This window comes from Cupriavidus sp. SS-3 (assembly GCF_035818815.1).
GTDB lineage: Bacteria > Pseudomonadota > Gammaproteobacteria > Burkholderiales > Burkholderiaceae > Cupriavidus > Cupriavidus taiwanensis_C.
This window is the reverse complement of the sequence record NZ_JAYLVT010000010.1, coordinates 210404-234794: the sequence shown is the minus strand read 5'-3', so window position 1 is coordinate 234794 and position 24391 is coordinate 210404. Positions and strand designations below refer to the sequence as shown.

The window sequence follows — 24391 nt, the reverse complement described above, 5'->3', positions numbered from 1 at the left end:
GACCATGGGGTTTTGCGGCGGGCCCGGTTGCCCGGGCGCCACGCGGCTTAAAGCTTGCGCGCGAAGCTGAACTGGGCGTAGCCCTGCTCGGCCACGTTGAACCAGGCCGCCTGGTTGTTGCGGAACACGCGCCAGTCGTCGTAGATCTTCTTGAACGACGGATTCTTCGCGGTTTCGTCGGCGTAGGACTCCTGGGTCGCCTTGAAGCAGGCTTCCATGATCTCCTTGGAGAACGGGCGCAGCTTGACGCCGTTTTCCAGCAGGCGCGCCAGCGCCTGCGGGTTGACCGTGTCGTACTTGGCCATCATGTTGGTGTGCGCCTCGATGGTGGCGGTTTCCAGCGCGCGCTTGTACAGCGCCGGCAGCTTCTCGAACTCGCTGGCCGAGGCGTAGAACGACAGCTGCGCGCTGCCTTCCCACCAGCCCGGGTAGTAGTAGAACGGCGCCACCTTGTAGAAGCCCAGTTTCTCGTCATCGTACGGGCCCACCCACTCGGCCGCGTCGATGGTGCCCTTCTCCAGCGCGGGGTAGATGTCGCCGCCGGCAATCTGCTGCGGCACCACGCCCAGGCGCGACAGCACCACGCCGGCAAACCCGGCGATGCGGTACTTCAGGCCCTGCAGGTCGGCCACGGTCTTGATTTCCTTGCGGAACCAGCCGCCCATCTGCGCGTTGGTGTTGCCGCCCAGGAAGTTGACGACGTTGTATTCCTTGAAGAACTCGCGCATCAGCTTCATGCCGTTGCCCTGCATCATCCAGGCGTTCTGCTGGCGTGCGGTCAGGCCGAACGGGATGGTGGTGTCAAAGCACAGCGTCGGGTTCTTGCCGAAGTAGTAGTAGCCGGCGGTGTGGCCGATCTGCACGGTGTTGTTCTGCACCGCGTCCAGCACCTGCAGGCCCGGCACGATTTCACCGGCGGCAAAGACCTTGATGTTGAATTTGCCGTCGGTCAGTTCCTTGACACGGGCCGACAGCAGCTCGGCACCGCCGTAGATGGTGTCGAGCGACTTGGGAAAGCTCGAGGCCAGGCGCCATTCCACGGCGGGGTTGCTGCCCACTACGGCCGGCGCGGCCGGGCCGCTGGCGGCGGCAGGCGCTGCCTTCTCTTCACCCTTGCCGCACGCGGCCAGTGCCCCGGTGGCAGCCACGGCCGACGCTTTCAACAGAAAGGAACGACGTTCCATCTCCACTTCTCCTCTTATAGATATTGATTCGGATGCGGGCGCACGGCTTGCATGAGGCCGCGCGCCGGACCGTGACGCACCGGCCGCCGGGGTACGGCAGCCTGCGCAGCGCTGTGCCTGTGGCGAACGGGCACGGCGGCGTGCCCCGCATGCCCGGCGCTGGACCCGCGCGCGCGGCCGAGGGCTGTCTTACCCGAAAGACAAGCCAGCCGATTATAGCGGTGGCCCTTTCGGCACGGGGCCCCGCGCAAGTGCGGGTTTTCGCTAGTCGATTGCGTCATTTCCGCTGTTTTTCGTATTGTGAGACGCCGCACGGTGTGATGGATTTTGTAACCCGGCTTGCGGTCAAATGGTCTCGGCTGATAAAAAACAGTCCCGCCTCCGGAGCCCTGCCTGCCGGATATCGTGGTTGCCCGCTGAATCGCCCCGTTGCCGTACCAATTGCCTGCTTGTTCTCGTCGACCCCCCCTGAAGCCGCCTGGCGCTTGCGCAGGCCGGCGCGTGCCGCTGCGCCGCGTCGGCTTTGCGGTGCTGGCCGCCTGGGGTCTGGTGGCATGCGCGCAAACCAGCGCTCCGGTGACGAGCGCTGACGAATCCGCGGCAGCCTTGCAGCCGCCGCGCATCGCGCCGCGGCCAGTGGTGCCGGCAACCGTCACTGCGTCAGCGGCGGCACCCGCCCCAGCGCTGGCGACCGCCGAAACAGCGCAAGCGCCCGCGCCGGCCACCACCGAGGATCCGCTCGCCGCGCTGATCGCCGGCGACGCGGCGCCCGCGGCGAGCGTCACCGTACCCGCTTCGGCGGACACCAGCGTCGCCGCGGCCCTGCCGCCGGTCGAACCCGACTTGGTCGGCCCACCCGAACCCCCGGCCCCGCCGCCACCGCCGCTGGTGCTGTTCCCGCCCAGGCTTGGCGAGTTCCAGGCCGAGGCGCGCCCTGCCCCGGCTCAAGGCGCGGCGGACGCCGGCACGCCGTCGGACGCGCCGCCGGTATTGCATTCCCAGCTGCCCGCCGATGACCCGGCGGGCGAGTCCGTGTGGCGCCTGAGCTACAGCGGACGCGCCGCGGTCGAGGATCGCCCGTCCACCATGCGCGCCTGCCCCGGTGGTGCGCTGTCCACCGGCATCGGCAGCGGGCTGGCCTGCCGCAGCACGGGCGAGGTCCGGATCCGCGAGTCGGTGCTGGACCTCGACGGCGGCGCCCAGGTGATGCTGATCGCGCAGGCGCGCGGCACGGATGCCACCACCGTCAATGGCCGCCCGGCGGCGATCGATCCCTATGCGCTGGTGCCGCAGTTCTATACGGCGGTGAGCGGGCTGGCGGTGCTGGACGGCGCCACCATGTGGGCCGGCCGGCGCGACAACGCGCCGTTCCTGATGTCGTCCGGGCTATTGCCGCCCAATTCGACGGCGATGCGCTTCGGCGTGGACAACGCCAGGCTGATCGGCGATATCGGCCTGAGCTACCAGTACACCGCCCGCGCCGACTCGAACGGCCAGAACCTGCCCAGCTACCACTCGCTGCGCACCGCGCCGATCCCCACCAATGAACAGGGTTCGGTCCAGCTCGGCTTCACGCGGGTGGAAGCCCAGCCGCTGGTGGAAGACTCGGGCGGGGCGTGGTGGGCGTCGGCGCTGCACGAGCAGAAAGGCGTGCTGTTCGGCACCAACCGGCTGGGGGTGCAGTTCGGCTCGGGTTCACGCAACGCCATGACCGGCTATACCGGCATGGGACCGTCGCTGTCGCGCACGCGGGTGGCCGATTCGATCGAATGGAAGAGCCGCTGGGGGCTGAGCGGTGCGGTCGAGCAGAGCCTTCAGTTCGACCGTTCGCCGGTCGGCACGCTGCAATGGACCACCACGCGCCTGCGTCCCGCGTACGTCGCCAGCAGCCAGTTCCGGCTGAACTTCGAGGTGTCGCACGACCAGATCTCGTCCGGCTTTGGCGTCAGCGGCCAGCGCACCGCGCTGACGGTGGCGCCGACGCTGACGCTGGGCAAGTCGGCCGGCAATGCCAACCTGCGCGCTTTCTACACCTACAGCCGCGCCAGCGATGTGGATGGCATCGGCTACACCGCGCCGGCCGACGCGTGGGCGTCGCAGCCAAGCGGCTCGATCTTCGGCGTGCAGCTCAATCGGCGCTGGTAGTTGCGCCGCTAGTCACCCTGACCGGAGCCGATGTCACCGCGGCGGGTTTGCGAAACAGCCAGTGGAACAGCAGCGTGGCCGCCAGCCCGCCGCCGATCTGCGCCAGCATGAAACCCGGCACGTCCTGCGGCCGGATCCCGGTGAAGGTATCGGTCAGCGCGCAGGCCAGCGTCAGCGCGGGATTGGCGAACGAGGTCGACGACGTGAACCAGTAGCCCGCGGTGATATACCCGGCCACCACGAACGGCACCAGCTGCGGGCGGCTGCGCAGCGTGCCGATGCCCACGCCGACCAGGCCGAAGGTGGCCACGAACTCGCTCCACCACATCGACGCGCCGGTGCGGCTCTGCGCCGACCATGCCAGTGCCGGCTCGCCGAACATGGCATGCGCCGCGAGCACGCCGCAGACGCCGCCCGTCAGCTGCACCAGCACATAGCGCAGCGCGTCGCGCGGCGCCAGCACGCCCTGCACCAGGGCCGACAGGCTCACCACCGGGTTGAAATGCCCGCCCGAGACCGGCCCCAGCGACACCAGCAAGGCCACCAGCCCGGCGCCGGTGGCGAGCGAGTTAGCCAGCAGCGCTAGCGCGGTATCGCCGGCGGCGAGGCGCTCGGCACGAATGCCCGAGCCGACCACGATCGCCACCAGCAGCGCGGTGCCGAGTCCTTCCGCCACCAGGCGGCGCGCCAGCGTACTCATCGCTGCGCTGCGCCGGCGCAGCGGCGCGAAGCATGGGCGGGAGCAAGGCACGCCCGTGGACTTTTATCAGGACCAGTAGCGGAAACGATGGGGACAGCGCGCAGCAACAAGGTAGACAACGTCGCCTGAGACGACGCCTCGAACGGTGGCAGGTCGTTGCCCTGAGCAGGGCAACGCCGCGGCGCAGCGGCTGCGCGCGCGGTCGCGACAGTGTTCCGCCGCGGCCCGGGCGCGTCAATGCGCGCTGGCGATGTTGTGTGCTGACGCCGGGTTTCGAATCGCGCCGTTCAGCGCCATTCAGCGCAACAGGAAGGCAATATCCTCGACCACGATATTCGCCACCGGGATGCCCTTGCGGCGCTGGAACAGGATGTGCTGCTGCACGCGGCTGCGCTGCTCGGCAAACACAGCCGGATCGATCGGCGTGCCGATGCGCATGTAGTGCTGCACCAGCAGCTTGTAGGCGCGATGGCGCACCTGCATGGCCTCGGCCTCGGCGCGCAGCCGCTTGATCTCCGCCGGGCTGCGGTCGATGGCCTGGTGCAGCTCTTCCACCGTGCGCGCGTGCAGCTCGCGGTAGACATCGCGCTCGGCTTCCATCTGATGCAGCTCGTCGCGCAGCGCGCGGATCTTGTTCTGCAGCTTCAGCGTCTGCGACACCGCCTGCTGCATCCGCCCCGCCGCCCCCAGCGCCTGGCTGGCCGCCGCCACGGTGCTCTTCCACAAGCCACGCTCGCCGGCCGCGGTCTGCGGCGGCCAGTGCTTGTCCGTCCCGATCAGTGTGTCCATCCAACCCCCGGTAAGAAAGTATCGGCGCGGGGCCGGGGTATCCGCGTTATGGCTGCGCGTTGCAATGCGGCTTGGCCGGCCTGGCCCGTCCCGCCTGGTGGCGGTGCGTCTGGGCATCCTAGAGAGACATGGATCGGCTGCCAAGTAGAAGATTTTTACTTCTGGATTGGGTGTTGCGTCGCGTCGGCGCCAGCGCGGGCGGCACGGCAGCCACACTGACTGGCCGCCCAATGCAAAAAGCCCGGCTGCAAGAGCCGGGCTTTTCCTGTTCTGGTGGCCTGGGACGGAATCGAACCGCCGACACAAGGATTTTCAATCCTCTGCTCTACCGACTGAGCTACCGGGCCAAAGAAGCGAAACTATAACTGGTCTTTTGGGACCAGTCAAGCGTCATGTAGGGCACTGCCTCAGTGTTCGGCCGGTTCCGGCTTGTTGCGGCCCAGCTCGACGCCGAGCTGCTTGAGCTTGCGGTACAGGTGGGTACGCTCCAGGCCGGTCTTCTCGGCGACGCGGGTCATGCTGCCGTGTTCGCGCAGCAGGTGGTATTCGAAATAGGCGCGCTCGAACAGGTCGCGCGCTTCGCGCAGCGGCATGTCGAACGAGAACTGCATCTCCGCTTCGGGCACGCGCGCCGGGTTGCCGTTGGGTGCGGCTTCGGCAGTGGCCTCGGGCGTGGCGGCGGCCGTGCCTGGCTCCGCGGTCGGCGCGGTGGCGGGTGCGGCGGCGGCCGTGGTGGTGCTGCGCGGGCGTTCGATGCCGCGGGCCAGGCCCTGCTCCACCGCGGACAGCAGCTTCTGCAGCGCGATCGGCTTTTCCAGGAAATTGAGCGCGCCGATCTTGGTCGCCTCGACCGCGGTATCGATGGTGGCGTGGCCCGACATCATGATCACGGGCATGGTCAGCTGTCCCTGCGCGGACCACTCCTTGAGCAGCGTGACGCCATCGGTATCGGGCATCCAGATATCGAGCAGCACGAGATCGGGCGTGCCCGCCGCACGGTAATCGCGCGCCTGTTGCGCGTTTTCCGCGAGTTCGACCACATGGCCTTCGTCGCTGAGGATCTCCGAGAGCAGCTCCCGGATTCCCATTTCGTCATCGACTACGAGGATGGTTGCCATACTTCCCCTCTTAACCCCACCGCAGCGTTCCGGGACCGGACGCCAATGTTGACTATGCCAGTTTAACGAACAGGATCGAGATCTGCGCACCGACGATCTCGGCACCTTCCATGCGATTGCGCAGTTCGATGCGCGCGCCGTGTTCGTCAATGATCTTCTTTACCATCGCGAGCCCGAGACCCGTGCCCTTGGCTTTGGTGGTCACATAAGGCTCGAACGCACGGCTCAGGATGCGTGGTGCAAAACCGGGACCATTGTCCGCAATGGTGAGCTTGACGGCCTGCCGGTTCTCGCCGGCAGAATCTTTGTATTCTACAGTCTCGGTGTGCAGAGTGATATGGGGCGCCGCCCTACCGGCCGCGACGTTCTCCGCGGCCGCGTCCTGCGCGTTCTGCAGCAGGTTGTGGATGACCTGGCGCAGCTGCGTCGGATCGCCCTTGATCTCGGGCAGCGCACGGCCCAGCGTCGGATGGATCACCGGGTGCTCGTGCACCGCCGGATCGTCGATGCCGTACAGGTGCAGGACCTCGGCCACCAGGCTGTTGAGCTGCAGCGATTGCAGCACCGCCGGCGGCGTGCGCGCGTAGTCGCGGAAATCATCGACCATGCGCTTCATCGCGGCCACCTGGTTGACGATGGTGGCGGCACCGCGCTTGAGCACGTCGGCATCGGTGCCCTCGAGCTTGGGCGAGAGCTTCATCTGCAGGCGCTCGGCCGAGAGCTGGATCGGCGTGAGCGGATTCTTGATCTCGTGTGCCAGGCGCCGTGCCACCTCGCCCCACGCCACCGAGCGTTGAGCGGAAATCACATCGGAAATATCGTCGAAGACGATCACATAGCCGGGCTCGTCGCGCTCGCCGCCCGGCAGGCGCGCGCCGCGCACCAGCAGCGTCAGCGGCTGCTCTTCGCCCTGCGGCAGCTCGATCTGCTTCTGCCAGTGCTCGGCGCCGCCCAGCACCTCGCTGGTGTTCTGGTCCGAGAAGGCCTGGCGCACGATCTCGCCGAACGAGCCCATGCCGGGGATCTGTTCCATCGGCAGGCCCATCACCGCGCCGAACGGCTGGCGGAAGATGCGCTCGGCGCCAGGGTTGGCGGTAATCAGCACGAAGCGGCGGTCGAACACCAGCACGCCCGCGGTGAGGTTCTGCAGCACGCTTTCGAGGTAGGCCTTCGACTGTTCCAGCGCGGCGCGGTTTTCTTCCACGGCCAGCCGCGCCTCGGCCAGCTGGCGCGTCATCTGGTTGAACTGCTGCGTGAGCATGCCCAGCTCGTCGCGGCTCTTCAGCTCGCGCTTGGGCGACAGATCGCCCTCGGCCACTTCCTTGGTCCCCTGCAGCAGCATCAGCAGCGGGCGCGCCAACTGACCGCCGAGCAGCAGCGCCAGCATCACCGCGATAAACACCGCCAGGAACAGCGTCAGTGTCAGCGTGCCGATATACATCTTGCGCAGGCCGGTGCGGCCCAGCGCCTTCTCCTGGTATTCCTGGTACGCGCGCTGGACCTCGTCGGCATTGCGCGCGAGCACCGCCGGCACCGGGTGCAGTACCTGCAGGTAGCGCTCTTCGCGCACGGTCTCGCCGACCAGGCCGAAGCCGCTCGACGGCGAATCTTCGGGGCTGCGCTCCACCGACAGGCCCGAGCCGGCCCAGCGCGGCGAGCGGGACAGCGCACGCGGTGCGCTGGCGGCACCGACCGTATCCTGCGCGGGTCCCGGCGCCGCGCCCAGCGGAATGATCACGCGCAGGCGATACAGGTGGCTGCTGTCGACACGCTCGGCAGCCTGCCCGATATCGCTCGACGGATCGGTGCCGCCTTCCACCGCGGCATAGCCACCGGCCAGCCGCGCCTGTTCCGCCAGCACGCCGGAAGGCAGGTCCGGCACCAGCGAGGCATAGTTGCTGGAAGCCGATGCCAGCACGCGGCCACTGCCGGTGAAGATCGCGGCTTCCTGCACGCCGTATTGCTCGCGCAGCCGGTTCAGCTGCAGCGAGGTGGCCACGCCCGAAGCGCCGGCCAGCTGTTCGGACATCAGCCGTGCCTTGACCTGCAGGTCGGCCAGCGAGCTGTCGATGGTGGAGCGCCCCAGGTTCAGTCCGGCCTCGAGAGCGGTTTCCACGCGCACGTCGAACCAGGATTCGATACTGCGCGAGACAAACTGCAGCGACACCAGGTAGATCAGCACGCCGGGCAGCACGCCCACCACGCCGAAGAACACCGCGAGCTTGGTCATCAGCCGCGTGCCGAACTTGCCGCGGCGATAGCGCAGCCACAGCGTGACCGCGAGCGCGCCGACGGTCAGCACCAGCAGCGCGCCGATCACCAGGTTCACCTTGAACAGCAGGGTGAAATAGCGATCGAAGAATTCGGTATTGGCCGAGGCGCCGGCCAGCAGGCCCACCAGCACCAGCGCCAGGAACACGATGATGCCGGCCACGACGCGGGACAGCACGCGCCGGAACCGGCTGTCCCACAACGGAGTGCTCATGGCTGGCTCGGCGCCGGCTGCGCCAGCATCGCCGGCGACAAGGCGTACGATACGGCCTGCACGTACAGGCCACGCCCTTCCATCGGGCCACGCTCATTGGCCGCGGCGGGTGCCGAGGCCGCAGCCGGGGCAGGCATGGCGGGCGAGGCCGGCAACGCAGGCAATGCCGGTGGCGGTGCCGGCGGCTGAGGCTGAGGCTGCGGCGGTGGCGCGGGTGGCGTGCTCAGGTCGGTCGGCACGGTGTAGGTGAAGCGCCGCCAGTCTGACGCCAGGTTCCAGTCGCGCGTGTTGACGGCGTTGATCTGGAACGGCTTGGGCAATTGCGACAGGTCCAGCCGCATGCGTACTTCGGCGTTGTAGGTCTCGCCGGGCTTGACCGCGTTGCGCTCGAACACGCGCCAGCCGCGCACGCGCTGGATAAACTGCAGCGCGCTCTTCAGCCGCGTGAACGGCAGCTGCAGGCCGCCGGTGGAGATGCGGTACTGGCGCGTCAGCGGCTGGTACGACAGGCGCACGCTGCGGGTGGTGTTGACCGGCTTGTCGTCGAACCAGTACCAGCGCGAGCGCGACAGCTGGAAGTCGACCGCGAAATACAGCGAGATGCCCTTGTGCAGCGCGTCCTCGAGCGCGGGCGGCAGGTCGAAGTCGAAGCTGGCGGCAAGCTCGAAGCCGCCGTCCTGGTATTCGACGCGGGCCTCGGTGGCCTCGATGACCTGGGCCTGCGCGGCGCGCGGCAGCCACAGCACGGCGGCCAGCGCCAGCAGCAGCGCGAGGGCCCAGCGCGCCAGCCGTCTGTGGCGGAGGTCCACTTCAACGCGAAAGCCTGACAGGCGCGGCGTGCTCGGCATCGGATCAGATCAGGCGCGTTTCTGGAAGCGGGCGTAGAAGAAGCCATCGTGATCGGATGGCAGGCTGGTACCGTCGGTGCGGCCGGTGCTGTCAAGGGTGGCCTTGTCACCGTCCGCGCCCGCGGCAAGCGTTGCATGGGTGCCGGGCAGCAGCTGTCCCGGCGCCTGCAATCGTATCGCATCTGCCAGTTGCTCACCAAACCAGCGCGCCTGCTCCTCGCCCTCCGTTGGAAAAATAGAACAGGTGACATAGACCAGGATGCCGCCCGGCTTCAGCAGCGGCCACAGCTGCGAGACGATGCGGCGCTGCTCGGTGATGAGCTTGGCGATATCGGTTTCGCGGCGCAGCCAGCGGATATCGGGATGGCGCCGCACGATGCCCGAGGCCGAGCACGGCACGTCGGCGAGGATGCGGTCGAAGCGTTGCCCGTCCCACCAGTCGGCGGGCCGGCTGGCATCGCCGACCACGATCTTTGCCGACTTGCCCAGGCGCGCCAGGTTCTCGCCGATGCGGGTGGCGCGCTGCGCGTCGCTTTCGACCGCGGTCACTTCGATATCGGCCAGCTCCAGCAAATGTCCGGTCTTGCCGCCGGGCGCGGCGCAGGCATCGAGCACGCGCATGCCGTCGGCCACCTCGAGCAACGGCGCGGCCAGTTGCGCGCCGGCGTCCTGCACCGAGACCGCGCCTTCGGCAAAGCCGGGCAACTGGTTTACCGGCACCGCGCGCACCAGGCGCACCGCCTGCGGACCGACGACGTGCCCGGCCAGGCCGGCGTTGGCGAGGTCGGTGCGGTACTGCTGCACCGACACGCGCGCGGTGTTGACGCGTACCGTCATCGGCGGGCGCACGTTGGCGCTGGCGGCCAGCGCCATCCACTGGTCGGGGTAGGCCTCGCGCAGCATGCGCAGCCACCACGGCGGCAGGTTCCAGCGCGCCTGCTCGTCGCGGTTGACTTCAGCGAGCAGAGCCTTGCGCTCGCGCAGGAAACGGCGCAGCACCGCGTTGACCAGTCCGCGCGCATGCGCGGTCTTGGGTTCGGAGGCGGCCGCGCTGACGGCCTGGTCGACCACCGTGAAGGTGCTGTAGCCCGGACGGCCGGAGTCGGTATCGTGGCGCGCCAGGTCGGCGCCGTCGTGCCGCTCGCGCGGGCCCGGCCCGTGTTCCAGCAACAGCGCCAGCGCTACTGCCAGCAGCGAATCGACCTGCGCGCCGGGCGGCCGCGTCACCAGTTTGGTCACCAGCGCGCGCGCAGTGCCGAACTGGCGCATGGTGCGGTAGGCGATGTCCTGCAGCGCGCCGCGCGTGGCGGCGTCGCGCACGCGGTCCAGCTTCAGTTGCGCGGCGGCGTCTTCGATCGCCTGGGGCAAGGCCGTGCCTTCGCTGACGGCGCGCACCGCGGTGGCGGCACCAAGCATCTGGAAGGCAAGCGAATCGGGAGGCAGGCGCATATCGGTCAGGCGGCGGATCAGGCAGCGGGTAAGGCGTGAATCGGGAAGGCGCGGAGCACGGGCCAAAAAAAGCCCGCCGGTCCACGCGGAACAGCGGGCAGTTTACCTTGTGACGGGGCCGCGCCCCGGATTTCCGGGGGTCAGGCGGGGTAGGTGCCGGTCTGTGCCATCTGCATCAGGCGCGCAATGCGTTCCTCGGTGGCCGGATGGGTCGAGAACAGGTTGGCAATGCCGCCGCCGGACAGCGGGTTCATGATCATCATCTGCGCCGTGGCCGGATGCTCCTCGGCTGCCTGGAACGGGATGCCCTGCGCGTAGCGGTGGATCTTGTCCAGCGCGCTGGCCAGCGCCTGCGGGTCGCCGCTGATTTCGGCACCGCCGCGGTCGGCTTCGAATTCGCGCGCGCGCGAGATCGCCATCTGGATCAGCGAGGCCGCCAGCGGCGCCAGGATCGCCACCGCAATGCTGGCGATGGGATTGGTGCGGTTGCCGTTCTCGTCGCGCCCGCCGAAGAACATCGCCATATTGGCCAGCGCGGAAATGGCACCGGCCATGGTCGCGGCGATGGTCGAGGTCAGGATGTCGCGATGGCGCACATGCGCCAGCTCATGCGCCATCACGCCGCGCAGCTCGCGCTCGGACAGCACGTGCAGGATGCCGGTGGTGGCCGCCACCGCGGCGTGTTCCGGGTTGCGGCCGGTGGCAAAGGCGTTGGGCGCGTCTTCATTGATCAGGTAGACGCGCGGCATCGGCAGGCCGGCGCGCTGCGCCAGCTCCTGCACCATGCCGTAGAACTGCGGCGCGGTGCCGGCATCGACTTCCTGCGCGTTGTACATGCGCAAGACCATCTTGTCCGAGAACCAGTAGGAGAAGAAGTTCATGCCGAGCGCGAGCAGCAGCGCCATCATCATGCCGCTGCGTCCGCCGATCATGCCGCCGATGACGATGAACAGCGCCGTGATGGCCGCCATCAGCATGAAGGTCTTGACCCAGTTGAACATTGCGGTGATCTCCGTGAAATCGTGACGCGCCCCGGAAAAGCTGACGCGATGCCCGTTAGATAGGGGCCGATCGCAGAAAATTCAACGGCCGTCCAACGGCCTTTGCAATGTTGCTCAGCCGCAGGCAGGGAGGCGCCGTGCGCGGCACATCAAGCGTCATGTGCGCCAAACGGCTGCCCGATCAAGCCGCCGCTGCGCCGTCGCCTGGCACCACGCAGCGCGTGCCCGGCGGCAGCGGCAAGGCTTGCAGGAACTGCTGCGCCGGCTGCCGGCGGCCGCCCGGCTTCTGCAGCTCGGTGACCTGCAGCGCGCTGCCCTCGCCGCACGCGATCAGGATGCCGGCGGCATCGGCCGCCAGCACCGTGCCGGGCGGATGCGGCAGGCTGCTGGCCGCCGCCAGCGGCACGGCCTGCCAGCACTTGATCACGGTGTCGCCCACCTGCACCGTCGCGCCCGGGAACGGGTTGAAGGCGCGCACCTGGTTGGCCAGTTCGGCGGCCGGGCGGCGCAGGTCCAGCGGGGCTTCGTCCTTGGCGATCTTCTCGGCGTAGGTGACGCCTTGTTCCGGTTGCGGCGTGGCCGGCAGCGGCCGGCCGGCATCCAGTTGCCGCAGCGCCTCGACGATCATGCGTGCGCCGAGCGCGGCCAGGGTGTCGTGCAGCGTGCCGGTGGTGTCGTCCGCGCCGATCGGCACCGCCTCGCGCGTGAGCATGTCGCCGGTGTCCAGGCCTTCGTCCATCTGCATCAGCGTGATGCCGGTCTCGGCGTCGCCCGCCTCGATGGCGCGGTGGATCGGCGCCGCGCCACGCCAGCGCGGCAGCAGCGAGCCATGGATATTCAGGCAGCCCAGGCGTGGCAGGGTCAGTACCTCGGCCGGCAGGATCAGGCCGTAGGCCGCCACCACCATCACATCGGGCGCAAGGCCGGCGAGTGTGTCGATCGCCGCGCTGGCCTCTTCCGGATACTTGCCCTGGCGGCGCAGCGAACGCGGCTGCAGCACCGGCGCCAGGCCATGGGTGATGGCGAACTGCTTCACCGGGCTGGCCTGCAGCTGCATGCCGCGGCCGGCGGGCCGATCCGGCTGGGTCAGCACCGCGACCACCGGAAAGCCGGCGGCGTGGATGGCTTCCAGCGCGACGCGCGCAAACTCGGGCGTGCCGGCAAAGGCGACACGCAAGGGGCTGGCTTGGGACATGGCAGTTTCCGTGGCCGGAAATGGCACCGGCCGCTTTAGCGGCCGGTATCGTGGTTCTTCGGAAGTCATAAAGATAACAGACCCCGCGCCGCTGCCGCACGCGGGTGGCCGGATTCCGGCGCGCTGTTACATCTTTATTGCCGCCGCGGCGGCTTACATGCGGGTGCGTTCGCGCTTCTGCAGCTTGCTCTTGATGCGGTTGAGCTTGAGCGGCGACAGGTACTCGACGAAGACCTTGCCGCGCAGGTGGTCGATCTCGTGCTGGATGCAGACTGCCAGCAGGTCGTCGGCATCGAGCTCGAAGATTTCGCCTTTCTCGTTGAGCGCGCGCACGCGCACGCGGTCAGGGCGCTCGACCCGGTCATAGACCTCAGGTACCGACAGGCAGCCCTCTTCCCACACCTTGCGGTTGTCGCTGGCCCAGACGATCTCGGGGTTGATGAAGACCTGGAGCTGGTCGCGCGTTTCCGAGACGTCGATCACCACCACCTGCTCGTGCACGTTGACCTGGGTCGCGGCCAGGCCGATGCCGGGCGCTTCGTACATGGTTTCCGCCATGTCCTTGACCAGCTGGCGGATGCGGTCGTCCACCGCGGCCACGGGTTTGGCGACGGTGTGCAGGCGGGGATCGGGGTAGGTCAGGATGTCGAGTTTTGCCATGATGCTGGGGCGCAACGCCGGCTGCTGCCGGCAACCAGGCCGCGTTGCGGCGCCGGATGTTTACATGCAGAATCGGGGCGCAAGTACAAAAATTCAAGGCGCGCCGCAACAGGCACGCTCTCCCGGGTCAATCCGGCCGAACCACCGGCCGGTCAGGAAAATGCGCGATCTTACCAAAGAACACCAGGCGGCGTCGGGCCGCAGGCTGCACGCGTCCATCCCCAGATTTCTTGCTTATCCGTTACTGAGTGCCGCGGCCTTCACCGCCGCGCTGCCGGCGCTGGCGGCGGACCTGACGGTCACGGCGGCCCAGCAGGCCGAAGCCGAGCGTACCTACCGGCACGGAATTCCCGTGGCCGATCTTGCCGCCAACGCGCCATCGCAATATTCGGTGCGCGCCGGCGACACGCTGTGGGGCATCTCGGGCCGCTTCCTGCGCCAGCCGTGGCGCTGGCCCGAGCTGTGGGGCATGAACCGGCAGCAGATCCGCAATCCGCACCTGATCTACCCGGGCCAGATCCTGTATCTGATCCAGCGCGACGGACGTGCCTGGCTGTCGACCACGCCGGGCGGCAGCGATACCGTGCGCCTGTCGCCGCAGATGCGCAGCGGCGCCGCCGACAGTGCCGCTATCCTGAGCATCCCGGCCGCCGAGATCGAGCCCTTCCTGATCCGGCCTCTGGTGGTCGACCAGGGCACGCTGGACACCTCGGCGCGCATCGTGGCGGTGTCGGAATCGCGCGTCATTTTGGGCCGCGACGACACCGGCTATGCGCGCGGCATCCCCGCCGAGGCGCCGCAGGGCAGTGACTGGCAGGCCTACCGCCCCCTCACCCCGGTGCGCGATCCCGTGACCCAGGCCGTGCTCGGCTACGAGGCCGAATATGAAGGCAATGTGCGCCTGGCGCGCGGCGCGCAGGGCCCGGACGCGGTCTCGACCATGCAGGTCACGCAGGCCAGGCAAGAGATGGGCGTCGGCACGCTGCTGATGCCGCAGCCAGCGCGCGAAGCCTTGCGCTACGTGCCGCACGCGCCCGATGCCCAGCTCGACGGCCGCGTCGCCAAGGTCTATGGCGGGGTCGAATTCGGTGGCGCCAGGCAGGTGGTGGTGCTCAACCTCGGCAGCCAGGCCGGGGTGGAACCGGGCCATGTGCTGGCCCTGTCGCGCACCGGCGAAACCGTGACCGACAAGACCGACAGCAACCGCGCCATCCGGCTGCCGGACGAGCGCTACGGGCTGGCCTTTGTCTTCCGCGTGTTTCCCGGTGTCTCGTATGCGCTGGTCACGGACGCTTCCAACGTGATCGCGGTCGGCGACCGCGCCACCTCGCCGCGCTGAGTCGCTCTTGGTGTCATCTCCGGCGGCGCCTGTCGGCGCCGCATCCCCTTGCCATGCCGGCGCCGGCGCGCCAGCCGTCATCCGCGATGCCGACGACCTGCAGGCATGGCTGCAGCTGGCCTGTGCCCCCGGCGTCGGCCCGGTCGCGGTGCGGCTGCTGCTGGCGGCGTTCGGGCTGCCGCGGCAGGTGTTGTCGCAGGGCGTGACGGCGCTGTCCGCGGTGGTCCCGGTCAAGCTGGCCCGCGCGGTTTTGGCCAGGCCGGGGGCCGGCCTGCCGGCGCTGGTCGAACGCACGCTGGCGTGGCTGCGCACGCCCGGCAACCATCTGCTGACGCTGGCCGATGACGCCTACCCTCGCCGCCTGTTCGATCTGCACGACCCGCCGCCGCTGCTATATATCAGAGGCGATCCCGCGCTGCTGGGCCGCCCCGCGGTGGCCATCGTCGGCGCGCGCAATGCCACCGCGCAGGGCAAGCGCGATGCGCAGGCGTTCGGGCGCGAGCTGTCCGAGTCGGGCCTCACGGTGATCTCCGGCCTGGCGCTGGGTATCGACGCCGCCGCCCATGCCGGCGGGCTGCTCGGTTGCGGCGGCACCGTCGCGGTCACGGGTACCGGAGCCGATCGGGTCTATCCCGCCGACAACCTGGCCCTGGCTCACGAGGTCGCCGAGCGCGGCGCCGTCGTCACCGAATTCCCGCTCGGCATGCAGGGCCTGCCGGCCAACTTCCCGCGGCGCAACCGCATCATCGCGGCGCTGGCGCACGGCGTGCTGGTGGTGGAGGCCGCGGCGCGCTCGGGCTCGCTGATCACCGCACGGCTGGCCGCGGAACTCGGGCGCGAAGTGTTCGCGGTGCCGGGATCGATCCACGCGCCGCTGTCACAGGGTTGCCACCTGCTGATCCGCCAGGGCGCCAAGCTGGTCGAGCACACCGGGGACGTGCTCGAGGAGATCAACCTGGGGCCAGCCGCACCGGTGCTCGGCCAGCCGTCAGCACAGGCCGTGGCTTCGCCGCCGGCTTCGGATCAGTCTGAATTTGCCGATGCCGCCGACCCCCTGCTGGCCGCCCTCGGCTACGATCCGGTTACGCTGGATGCGCTGTGCGAGCGCAGCGGCCAGCCCCCGGACGCCGCCGCGGCACGCCTGCTGGAGCTGGAACTGGCCGGGCATGTCGAGCGTCTACCGGGAAACCTGTTCCGACGCCTTGCGTGAAGGCCGTGCCGGGCAGCGCGCGCAATACCGATACAATCGCCGCTGTCCGTGTGTCGCGGGCACCTCATGTTTCCGATGCCATGACCGTTTACTTTCCTGAGCGTGATGCAGGCGCCATCGCCGAGTGCCTGGCGGCGCGGCCGCAGGGCCGCCTGGTGGCCTGCCTGTGCGCGCAGTGGTGCGGCACGTGCCGGGATTACCTGGTGGCGTTGACGGCGCTGGCCGCGCGCCATCCGGACCATTGCTTTGTCTGGATCGATATCGAGACCCATGCGGATGCGCTCGGCGATATCGATATCGAGAATTTCCCGACCGTGCTGGTGCAGCCTGCCGCGGGCGGCGCGCCGCAGTTCTATGGCACCCTGCTGCCGCATATCGAGGTGCTCGAGCGCATGCTCACGCGTGGCGCGGCCATGCCGGCGCCGGCGGAAGAGGTGCCCGAGGTGCTGGACTGGTTGCTTGGCGGGGGGCGCGGCGGCGCTTGAGCGGCGCGCGCGACGGCAGGCGAGCCGCCATCAGGCTGGCTTGCACCGCCGTCGAAACCGCGCTTATTATTGGCGCCTCATAGCCCCCCGGCGTTCTGATTACTACGTTTGCAGTGCATTAGCGGGTTGCCGGATGCAGCCCGCAAGGACCCTTCCCATGTCAAAAGCCCTCATCATCGCGGAAAAGCCGTCGGTCGCGGCGGATATCGCCCGTGCCCTCGGGGGGTTTACCAAGCACGACGAGTATTTCGAGAGCGACGACTACGTGCTGTCCTCCGCCGTCGGCCACCTGGTCGAGATCGCCGCGCCAGACGAATACGAGGTCAAGCGCGGCAAGTGGAGCTTCGCCAATCTGCCGGTGATCCCGCCGCACTTCGACCTGCGCCCGATCGCCAAGACCGAGTCGCGCCTGAAGGTGCTGAACCGGCTGATCAAGCGCAAGGACGTGACCGCCCTGATCAACGCCTGTGACGCGGGGCGCGAAGGCGAACTGATCTTCCGGCTGATCGCGCAACAGGCCAAGGCCAAGCAGCCGGTGCGCCGGCTGTGGCTGCAGTCGATGACGCAGCAGGCGATCCGCGACGGCTTCGCCAGCCTGCGCGAAGACGAAGACATGCTGCCGCTGGCCGACGCCGCGCGCTGCCGCTCCGAGGCCGACTGGCTGGTCGGCATCAACGGCACCCGCGCCATGACTGCCTTCAACAGCAAGGGCGGCGGCTTCTTCCTGACCACCGTGGGCCGTGTGCAGACGCCGACGCTGTCGATCGTGGTGGAGCGCGAAGAGAAGATCAAGCACTTCGTGCCGCGCGACTACTGGGAAGTGCGCGCCGAGTTCATCGCCGCCGCCGGCCTGTACGAAGGCCGCTGGTTCGACCCCAAGTTCAAGAAGAGCGAGTTCGATCCCGAGGCGCGCGAATCGCGCCTGTGGAGCGAGGCCGAGGCCAAGAGCATCGTCGCCGCCTGCCGCGACAAGCCGGGCACCGTCACGGAAGAATCCAAGCCGTCGACGCAGCAGTCGCCGGCGCTGTTCGATCTGACCACGCTGCAGCGCGAGGCCAACTCGCGCTTCGGCTTCTCGGCCAAGAACACCCTCGGCCTGGCGCAGGCCCTGTATGAGAAGCACAAGGTCCTGACCTACCCGCGTACCGATGCGCGCGCACTGCCCGAGGACTACGTGGACACGGTCAAGCAGACCATGGACATGCTGGCCGACAGTTCGCCCAACTACCTGCCGCACGCCAAGAAGATCCTGGCGCAGGGCTGGGTCAAGCCGAACAAGAAGATCTTCGACAACAGCAAGATCAGCGACCACTTCGCCATCATCCCGACGCTGCAGGCGCCCAAGAACCTGTCGGAACCGGAGCAGAAGCTGTACGACCTGGTGGTGCGCCGCTTCCTGGCGGTGTTCTTCCCGGCGGCCGAGTTCCAGGTCACCACCCGCATCACGGAAGTCGCCGGCCACCACTTCAAGACCGAAGGCAAGGTGCTGGTCAACCCGGGCTGGCTGGTGATCTACGGCCGCGAGGCGCAGGGCAAGGATGGGAAGGAGGACGCCGCCAACCTGGTGCCGGTGGCCAAGGACGAGAAGGTCAAGACCGACAAGGTCGAGGCCGTCGGCCTGACCACCAAGCCGCCCGCCCGCTACAACGAAGCCACGCTGCTGTCGGCGATGGAAGGCGCCGGCAAGCTGGTCGACGACGACGCGTTGCGCGAAGCCATGGCCGGCAAGGGCCTGGGCACGCCGGCCACGCGCGCGGCCATCATCGAAGGGCTGCTGACCGAGAAATACCTGGTGCGCGAAGGCCGCGAGCTGATTCCGACCGCCAAGGCGTTCCAGCTGATGACGCTGCTGCGCGGCCTGGGCGTGCAGGAACTGACGCAGGCGGAACTGACTGGCGAGTGGGAGCACAAGCTCTCGCAGATCGAGCGCGGCCGTCTCAAGCGCGACGAGTTCATGCGCGAGATCGCGCAGATGACCCAGCAGATCGTCAAGCGCGCCAAGGAATACGACAGCGATACCATCCCCGGCGACTACGCCACGCTGGACACGCCGTGCCCGCAGTGCGGCGGACAGGTCAAGGAGAACTACCGCCGCTTTGCCTGCACCGCGTGCGAATTCTCGATCAGCAAGATCCCGGGCGGCCGCCAGTTCGAGATCGACGAAGTCGAGGAACTGCTGCTGAAGAAGGAGATCGGCCCGCTGCAGGGTTTCCGCAGCAAGATGGGCCGCCCGTTCGCCGCCATCCTCAAGCTGGGCAAGGACGACGAAGGCCATTACAAGATGGAATTCGACTTTGGCCAGAATGACGACGACAACGACGGCGAGCCGGTCGACTTCAGCGGCCAGCAGCCGGTGGGAACCTGCCCGAAGTGCGGCGGCTCGGTGTTCGAGCACGGCATGAAGTACGTCTGCGAGAACAGCACCACCAGCCCCAAGAGCTGCGACTTCACTACCGGCAAGATCATCCTGCAGCAGGAAATCAGCCGCGAGCAGATCGGCAAGCTGCTCAACGAAGGCAAGACCGACCTGCTGACCGGCTTCAAGTCGTCGCGCACCGGCCGCAACTTCAAGGCTTTCCTGGTCAAGCAGCCCGACGGCAAGATCGGCTTCGAGTTCGAGGCGCGCGAGCCCAAGGCGGGCGCCAAGACCGCGGCCAAGGCGGCATCGCGGGGCACGGCGGAAGCCGAGGCGGCGCCGGCAACCAAGGCTGCAACCAAGACTGCCGCCAAGACTGCGACCAAGACCGCCGCCACCAAGACCGCCGCGGCCAAGGCGCCGGCGAAGAAGGCCGCGGCAAAGAAGGCACCCGCCAAGACCGCCGCGGCCAAGAAGACGCGCGCAGCCGCGGCCGGCGAGTAAGCCAGCCAGCCACAAAAAAAACGCCCGGCATGGCCGGGCGTTTTTGTTTGTTGCGGCGCGCGGCGCAGCCGCGGCCGTTCAGGTGCGCACGGCGTGGGCGCCCAGGCTGGCGGCCGGATGGTCATCCTTGCCCCGCACATGCCCTTCTTCCAGCAGGAAGTCGATAAAGGCGCGAACCTTGGTGGGCAGGAACTTGCGGCTCGGATAGACCACGCTGACATCGCGCCGGGGCAACTGGTATTGGGGCAGCACGCGCACCAGCCGGCCCGCGTCGATATTGGGCCGCGCCAGGTAGGACGAGAGCATGGCCACGCCCATGTCGGCCAGCGCGGCCTGGTGCGCCAGCTCGGCGTTGCTGCACAGCAGCCCAGGGCGGATCGGCACGGTCACCTCGCCTTCCGGTCCGAGCAGCGTCCATTCGTGCTCGGCATTGGGCAGGCGCATGGCGATGCAGCGATGGTGGCTCAGTTCATGGGCATGGCGGATGGGCGCATGCGCCGCGACATAGCCGGGCGAAGCGCACAGGATGACTTCGGCCGACAGCAGCGGGCGCGCCACCAGGTGCGAGCCCAGTCCCAGGTCGGACAGCATCACGGCCACGTCGCGGCCTTCCTCGACGATATCGACATTGCGGTCCGACAGGATCACGTCGAAGACCACGTCCGGGTAGAGCTGCTGGAAGCGCGACAGCAGTTCCGGCAGCAGGTGCAGGCCGAACATCACCGGCGTCACCAGGCGCAGCGTGCCGGACAGCGACTGGCTGCGCGCCGTGACCACGCTCTCGGCTTCCTCGACGTCTTCCAGGATTTGCTGGCAGCGCTGCAGGTAGGTCTCGCCGGCATCGGTCAGCGACAGGCTGCGCGTAGTCCGGTTGAGCAGGCGCGTGCCGAGGTGGCTTTCCAGGTCGGCCACATAGCGCGTGACCACCGCGTTGGACATTTCCAGCTGCTGCGCTGCACGCGCGAAGCTGCCGAGCTCCACCACTTTGGAAAACACACGCATCGACTGCAGGCGATCCATGACATAGTCTCCGGTTTCTTTGCTGAATTCTTACGCAATCAGCTTATTTTATTGTCCGAATCAAAACTAATCATTGTGGATCCTGATATTTATTGATATGAGGGAAATGCCTAATATCTAGCCATCGGATGCCGCAATGCAACATACCCTTCCCCGGAAGGTGCCGGATCAGGCATCCACGCTACAAGAAAGGCCTGAATCATGAAAACCAACCGTTACACCCTGATCGCTGTCGCCACCGTCGCTGCCGCCCTGTCCGCCGCGCCGGCCTTTGCCAAGAATGGAAAGTTCGACGTCTACACCGACGGCGCCAAGGTGGCCAGCTTCGACGTCTATGCCGACGGCGCCCGGGCCGGCAAGTTCGACCCGTACACGGACGGTGCTAAGGCCGGCAAGTTCGACACCTTCACCGACGGTGCCCGCACCGGCAAGTTCGATACCTTCTCGGAAGGCGCGAAGTACGACACCACGACCGATCGCGCGCCGCTCTGAGCCGGCACGGTCCACCGCTTCAACCTGGTCTCCACAGGTCTTTAGGAGAGCGCCCCGCGTCTCTCCCGCTTTATTGGAGAAGAAGCCCGCACCGGGACCGGTGCGGGCTTCTTTGTTTCAGGCGCCGGCAGATCCGGGCCGAACTCTGGTCGATTATGCCAGACGCCGCAACGCAACAAGGGCTGGTGAATACCCGGCGGTGGCGGCGCCAAAGAAAAACGGGCCATCACGGCCCGTTTTGCTGACCCCGCTGCGACTTAATCGTCGTAGTGGTGGCGATGATGGTGCTTGTGCTTCTTGCGCTTGTAATGGCTCTTGTTGTAGTAGCGGCGATCGTCGTCGTACGAGTTGTTGCGCGAGATATTGCCGCCCAGCGCCGCGCCCGCGCCGCCGCCCAGGCCGGCGCCGATCAGGCCGCCGGTGCGCCCGCCCATGGCATTGCCTGCCGCGGTACCCGCACCGCCGCCCAGGGCGCCGCCGATGATGGCGCCGGTGCGCTCGCGACGGTTCGACGTGACCGCGCCACCCGCGCCGCCGCCTACCGCACCGCCGATCACGGCGCCGGTGCTGCCGCCCAGCGCGCCACCGACCGCGGCACCGGCGACACCGCCGAGCGCGCCGCCGAGGGCGTTGTTCATGTCGCCCGCGACGGCCGGCAGCGCGCAGGCCGCCAGGGCAAGGGCAACGGTCAGGTTGCGAATGGGATGGCGAGTCATATGTTTTTTCCTCGAATTGCCATGATGTGTCGCAAGTGTAGATAAGGTGCCGCGGCCTTGCTGTAACCACCTGTAAAGCCCTGTAACCCCCTGCAGAAACGGTATCGGGCCATTACAAAGGCGCGGTGAAAATACAACACTTAATAAAAAGACAGGCGATCATGTGATCGCCTGTCTGCTTTGTCGGCCGCCGAACCAAAGTCGGCGGCGTAGCTCAACGTGTCGTTAGCAGCACTTGCCTTGCCCGCCGCCGTAGCGCGCCTCCTGGCGCTCGCGGAAAAACTCCTCGTAGCTCATCGGCGCACGGTCAGGGTGCGTGCTTTCCATATGCGCCACATAGGTCTGGTAGTCGGGCAGGCCGACCATCAGCCGCAGCGACTGCCCGAGGTACCGGCCCATGGTGCCAAGTTGTTCCAGCATGGCGGCTCCTTGTTGATATCAGGGTCAGGACTGGGCCGAAGCGGCGCCCGGCAGCGGCTCGAACGGCGTTTCCTTGTCGGTCGGGCGGTTCGCTGCACGGGCCTGCAGCGCGGTCTTGAAGCCGTAGAACACGATCGACAGCACCACCACCATGAACAGCGCGCACAGCCCGGCGTCCAGGTAATCGTTGAAGACGATGCGGTGCATCTGCTCCATCGACTTGGCCGGCGCCAGCACCTTGCCTTCGGCGATGGCGGCGCTGAACTTGGCGGCGTGGGTCAGGAAGCTGACCTTCGGGTCGGCATGGAACAGCTTCTGCCAGCCGGCGGTCAGCGTGCAGATCAGCAGCCAGACCGTGGGTACCAGCGTGACCCAGGCGTACTGGCCGCGCTTCATCTTGACCAGCACGCAGGTGCCCAGCACCAGCGCCACCGCGGCCAGCATCTGGTTGGAGATGCCGAACAGCGGCCACAGCGTATTGATGCCGCCCAGCGGATCGACCACGCCCTGGTACAGGAAGTAGCCCCAGGCCGCCACCGTCAGCGCGGTCGCGATCAGGTTGGCCGGCAGCGAGTCGGTGCGCTTCATCGACGGCACGAAGCTGCCCAGCAGGTCTTGCAGCATGAAGCGGCCCGCGCGGGTGCCCGCGTCGACGGCGGTCAGGATGAAGAGCGCCTCGAACAGGATGGCGAAGTGGTACCAGAACGCCATCATGGCCTGGCCGCCGACCACCTGGTGCAGGATGTGCGCGATGCCCACGGCCAGCGTCGGTGCGCCACCGGCGCGCGAGATGATGGTGTTCTCGCCGACGTCCTTGGCGGTCTGCACCAGCACGTCCGGCGTGATCACGAAGCCCCAGGTCGACACTGCCTGCGCCACCGCCTCGGGCGTGGTGCCGATCACCGCGGCCGGGCTGTTCATGGCGAAGTACACGCCGGGCTCGATCACCGCGGCGGCAACCAGCGCCATGATGGCGACGAAGGATTCGGCCAGCATTGCGCCGTAGCCGATGAAGCGCGCGTGGGTTTCGTTCTCGAGCAGCTTGGGCGTGGTGCCCGACGAGATCAGCGCGTGGAAACCGGACACCGCGCCGCAGGCGATGGTGATGAACAGGAACGGGAACAGGTTGCCCGACCAAACCGGCCCGCCGCCCGCGGCGAACTGCGTGAAGGCCGGCATCTTCAGTTCCGGCGCGACGATCAGGATGCCCACCGCCAGCGCGATGATGGTGCCGATCTTCAGGAAGGTCGACAGGTAGTCGCGCGGGGCCAGCAGCAGCCACACCGGCAGCACCGCGGCGACAAAGCCGTAGATGATCAGCATCCAGGTCAGGGCCTTGCCGTCGTAGGTGAACAGCGGCGCCAGGGTCGCGCTTTCATGCACGTACTGGCCGCCGATGATGGCCAGCATCAGCAGCACGAAGCCGATCACCGAGACCTCGCCGATGCGGCCCGGGCGGATGTAGCGGGTGTAGATGCCCATGAAGATGGCGATGGGGATGGTTACCGCCACGGTGAAGGTGCCCCACGGCGAGTCCGCCAGCGCCTTCACCACGATCAGTGCCAGCACCGCCAGGATGATGATCATGATCATGAAGCAGCCGAACAGCGCGATCATCCCAGGCACCGTGCCCATCTCGGACTTGACCAGGTCGCCCAGCGAGCGGCCGTCGCGGCGCGTCGAGATGAACAGCACCATGAAGTCCTGCACCGCGCCGGCGAACACCACGCCGGCCAGCAGCCACAGCATGCCGGGCATATAGCCCATCTGCGCGGCCAGCACCGGGCCCACCAGCGGGCCGGCGCCGGCAATCGCGGCGAAGTGGTGGCCGAACAGCACCGCCTTGTTGGTCGGCACGTAGTCCAGGCCATCGTTATGGCGCCACGCGGGCGTCATCCGTTTGGGATCGAGCTGCATCACCTTGTCGGCGATGAAGCGGCTGTAGTACCGATAGGCGATCAGGTAGATGCAGAGCGCGGCCACCACGATCCACAGCGCGCTGACGGCTTCGCCGCGCGCGAGCGCGACGGTGCCGAAGGCAAACGCGCCAAGGATGGCGACGGCCAGCCACACCAGGTGTTCTCCGATGCGATTCATAGTGTAGGGTCTCCTCAGACCGGGATTTGGGAAGCCTGCGGCGGCGAAGGACTGGCAACTGGCAACGGGCGGGTCGGCGGCGGGCGCGCCTGGGGCGGGCAGCGAGGGCAATCCGGCGGTGAGGGGTCTCCTGGGCTGCTGGAATGAATTGCTGCGCGCCCGGTTCGTGTCGTTTCCG

The 24391-nt window shown here is 67.8% G+C and carries 20 protein-coding genes and 1 tRNA gene; 6 read left to right on the top strand and 15 right to left on the bottom strand.

Annotated features, from left to right (window positions below; all coding sequences use genetic code 11):
• Positions 1-47: 47 nt before the first annotated feature.
• Positions 48-1184, bottom strand: coding sequence for a TRAP transporter substrate-binding protein (locus U9J39_RS17540; RefSeq protein ID WP_115678957.1), 1137 nt, complete (start codon positions 1182-1184; stop codon positions 48-50).
• A 501-nt stretch (positions 1185-1685) separates the two neighbouring features.
• Here U9J39_RS17540 and U9J39_RS17535 point away from each other — a divergent pair.
• Complete coding sequence (locus U9J39_RS17535; RefSeq protein WP_326347637.1) at positions 1686-3329, top strand: carbohydrate porin; 1644 nt, start codon at positions 1686-1688, stop codon at positions 3327-3329.
• Here the strand turns inward: U9J39_RS17535 and U9J39_RS17530 are convergent.
• From U9J39_RS17530 to def, 10 genes are all read right to left on the bottom strand, one after another.
• Complete coding sequence (locus tag U9J39_RS17530) at positions 3313-4029, bottom strand: aquaporin (RefSeq protein WP_115711392.1); 717 nt, start codon at positions 4027-4029, stop codon at positions 3313-3315. The two genes, U9J39_RS17535 and U9J39_RS17530, sit on opposite strands and share 17 nt — an antisense overlap.
• Before the next feature lie 297 nt (positions 4030-4326).
• Positions 4327-4818 carry a hypothetical protein gene (locus U9J39_RS17525; protein WP_115678962.1) on the bottom strand — a complete coding sequence of 164 codons (492 nt, stop codon included), beginning with the start codon at positions 4816-4818 and terminating at the stop codon, positions 4327-4329.
• A gap of 271 nt (positions 4819-5089) precedes the next feature.
• Positions 5090-5165, bottom strand: a tRNA-Phe gene (locus tag U9J39_RS17520).
• Positions 5166-5225: 60 nt separating this feature from the next.
• The gene (locus U9J39_RS17515) at positions 5226-5936 is read right to left on the bottom strand and encodes a response regulator (protein ID WP_115678963.1); all 711 of its coding nucleotides are present in this window, start codon (positions 5934-5936) and stop codon (positions 5226-5228) included.
• A gap of 52 nt (positions 5937-5988) precedes the next feature.
• Positions 5989-8421 carry a sensor histidine kinase gene (locus U9J39_RS17510; protein WP_116311923.1) on the bottom strand — a complete coding sequence of 811 codons (2433 nt, stop codon included), beginning with the start codon at positions 8419-8421 and terminating at the stop codon, positions 5989-5991.
• The gene (locus U9J39_RS17505; RefSeq protein WP_326347636.1) at positions 8418-9269 is read right to left on the bottom strand and encodes a DUF4390 domain-containing protein; all 852 of its coding nucleotides are present in this window, start codon (positions 9267-9269) and stop codon (positions 8418-8420) included. Before U9J39_RS17505 ends, U9J39_RS17510 begins: the two co-directional genes overlap by 4 nt.
• Positions 9270-9278: 9 nt before the next feature.
• On the bottom strand, positions 9279-10718 hold the full coding sequence (gene rsmB, locus U9J39_RS17500; protein ID WP_115711398.1) for a 16S rRNA (cytosine(967)-C(5))-methyltransferase RsmB: 1440 nt from the start codon (positions 10716-10718) through the stop codon (positions 9279-9281).
• Positions 10719-10858: 140 nt separating this feature from the next.
• Positions 10859-11719, bottom strand: coding sequence for a zinc metalloprotease HtpX (gene htpX / locus U9J39_RS17495; protein ID WP_326347635.1), 861 nt, complete (start codon positions 11717-11719; stop codon positions 10859-10861).
• A gap of 181 nt (positions 11720-11900) precedes the next feature.
• Positions 11901-12914: a methionyl-tRNA formyltransferase gene (gene fmt / locus U9J39_RS17490; RefSeq protein WP_326347634.1), complete on the bottom strand. Its 1014-nt coding sequence runs from the start codon at positions 12912-12914 to the stop codon at positions 11901-11903.
• Positions 12915-13067: 153 nt separating this feature from the next.
• Positions 13068-13574, bottom strand: coding sequence for a peptide deformylase (def, locus tag U9J39_RS17485; protein WP_326347633.1), 507 nt, complete (start codon positions 13572-13574; stop codon positions 13068-13070).
• Positions 13575-13734: 160 nt separating this feature from the next.
• On the opposite strand from def, the gene U9J39_RS17480 reads away from it, so the two are divergent.
• The 4 genes from U9J39_RS17480 to U9J39_RS17465 all read left to right on the top strand — a co-directional run bounded on the left by U9J39_RS17480 (position 13735) and on the right by U9J39_RS17465 (position 19468).
• Positions 13735-14913 (top strand): LysM peptidoglycan-binding domain-containing protein, encoded by a 1179-nt coding sequence (locus tag U9J39_RS17480; protein WP_326347632.1) that lies wholly within the window; start codon positions 13735-13737, stop codon positions 14911-14913.
• A 7-nt stretch (positions 14914-14920) separates the two neighbouring features.
• Positions 14921-16123: a DNA-processing protein DprA gene (gene dprA / locus U9J39_RS17475; RefSeq protein ID WP_326347631.1), complete on the top strand. Its 1203-nt coding sequence runs from the start codon at positions 14921-14923 to the stop codon at positions 16121-16123.
• 80 nt (positions 16124-16203) lie between these two features.
• Positions 16204-16608 (top strand): thioredoxin family protein, encoded by a 405-nt coding sequence (locus U9J39_RS17470; RefSeq protein WP_115678971.1) that lies wholly within the window; start codon positions 16204-16206, stop codon positions 16606-16608.
• Between the two features lie 157 nt (positions 16609-16765).
• A complete protein-coding gene (locus U9J39_RS17465) occupies positions 16766-19468 on the top strand; it encodes a DNA topoisomerase III (protein ID WP_326347630.1) in 2703 nt (900 codons plus the stop codon).
• A gap of 78 nt (positions 19469-19546) precedes the next feature.
• Here U9J39_RS17465 and U9J39_RS17460 read toward each other — a convergent pair whose 3' ends face one another.
• Entirely contained in the window at positions 19547-20488 is a 942-nt protein-coding gene (locus U9J39_RS17460; RefSeq protein ID WP_115711410.1) for a LysR family transcriptional regulator, read from the bottom strand.
• 201 nt (positions 20489-20689) lie between these two features.
• Between U9J39_RS17460 and U9J39_RS17455 the strand changes: the two genes are divergently transcribed.
• Positions 20690-20980 carry a hypothetical protein gene (locus U9J39_RS17455; RefSeq protein WP_115678974.1) on the top strand — a complete coding sequence of 97 codons (291 nt, stop codon included), beginning with the start codon at positions 20690-20692 and terminating at the stop codon, positions 20978-20980.
• Between the two features lie 257 nt (positions 20981-21237).
• Here the strand turns inward: U9J39_RS17455 and U9J39_RS17450 are convergent, their stop codons facing one another.
• The 3 genes from U9J39_RS17450 to U9J39_RS17440 all read right to left on the bottom strand — a co-directional run bounded on the left by U9J39_RS17450 (position 21238) and on the right by U9J39_RS17440 (position 24213).
• On the bottom strand, positions 21238-21696 hold the full coding sequence (locus tag U9J39_RS17450; RefSeq protein ID WP_062795941.1) for a hypothetical protein: 459 nt from the start codon (positions 21694-21696) through the stop codon (positions 21238-21240).
• A 225-nt stretch (positions 21697-21921) separates the two neighbouring features.
• Entirely contained in the window at positions 21922-22116 is a 195-nt protein-coding gene (locus U9J39_RS17445; protein ID WP_012354346.1) for a YbdD/YjiX family protein, read from the bottom strand.
• 24 nt (positions 22117-22140) lie between these two features.
• Entirely contained in the window at positions 22141-24213 is a 2073-nt protein-coding gene (locus tag U9J39_RS17440; RefSeq protein WP_116311931.1) for a carbon starvation CstA family protein, read from the bottom strand.
• Between the last annotated feature and the right edge of the window lie 178 nt (positions 24214-24391).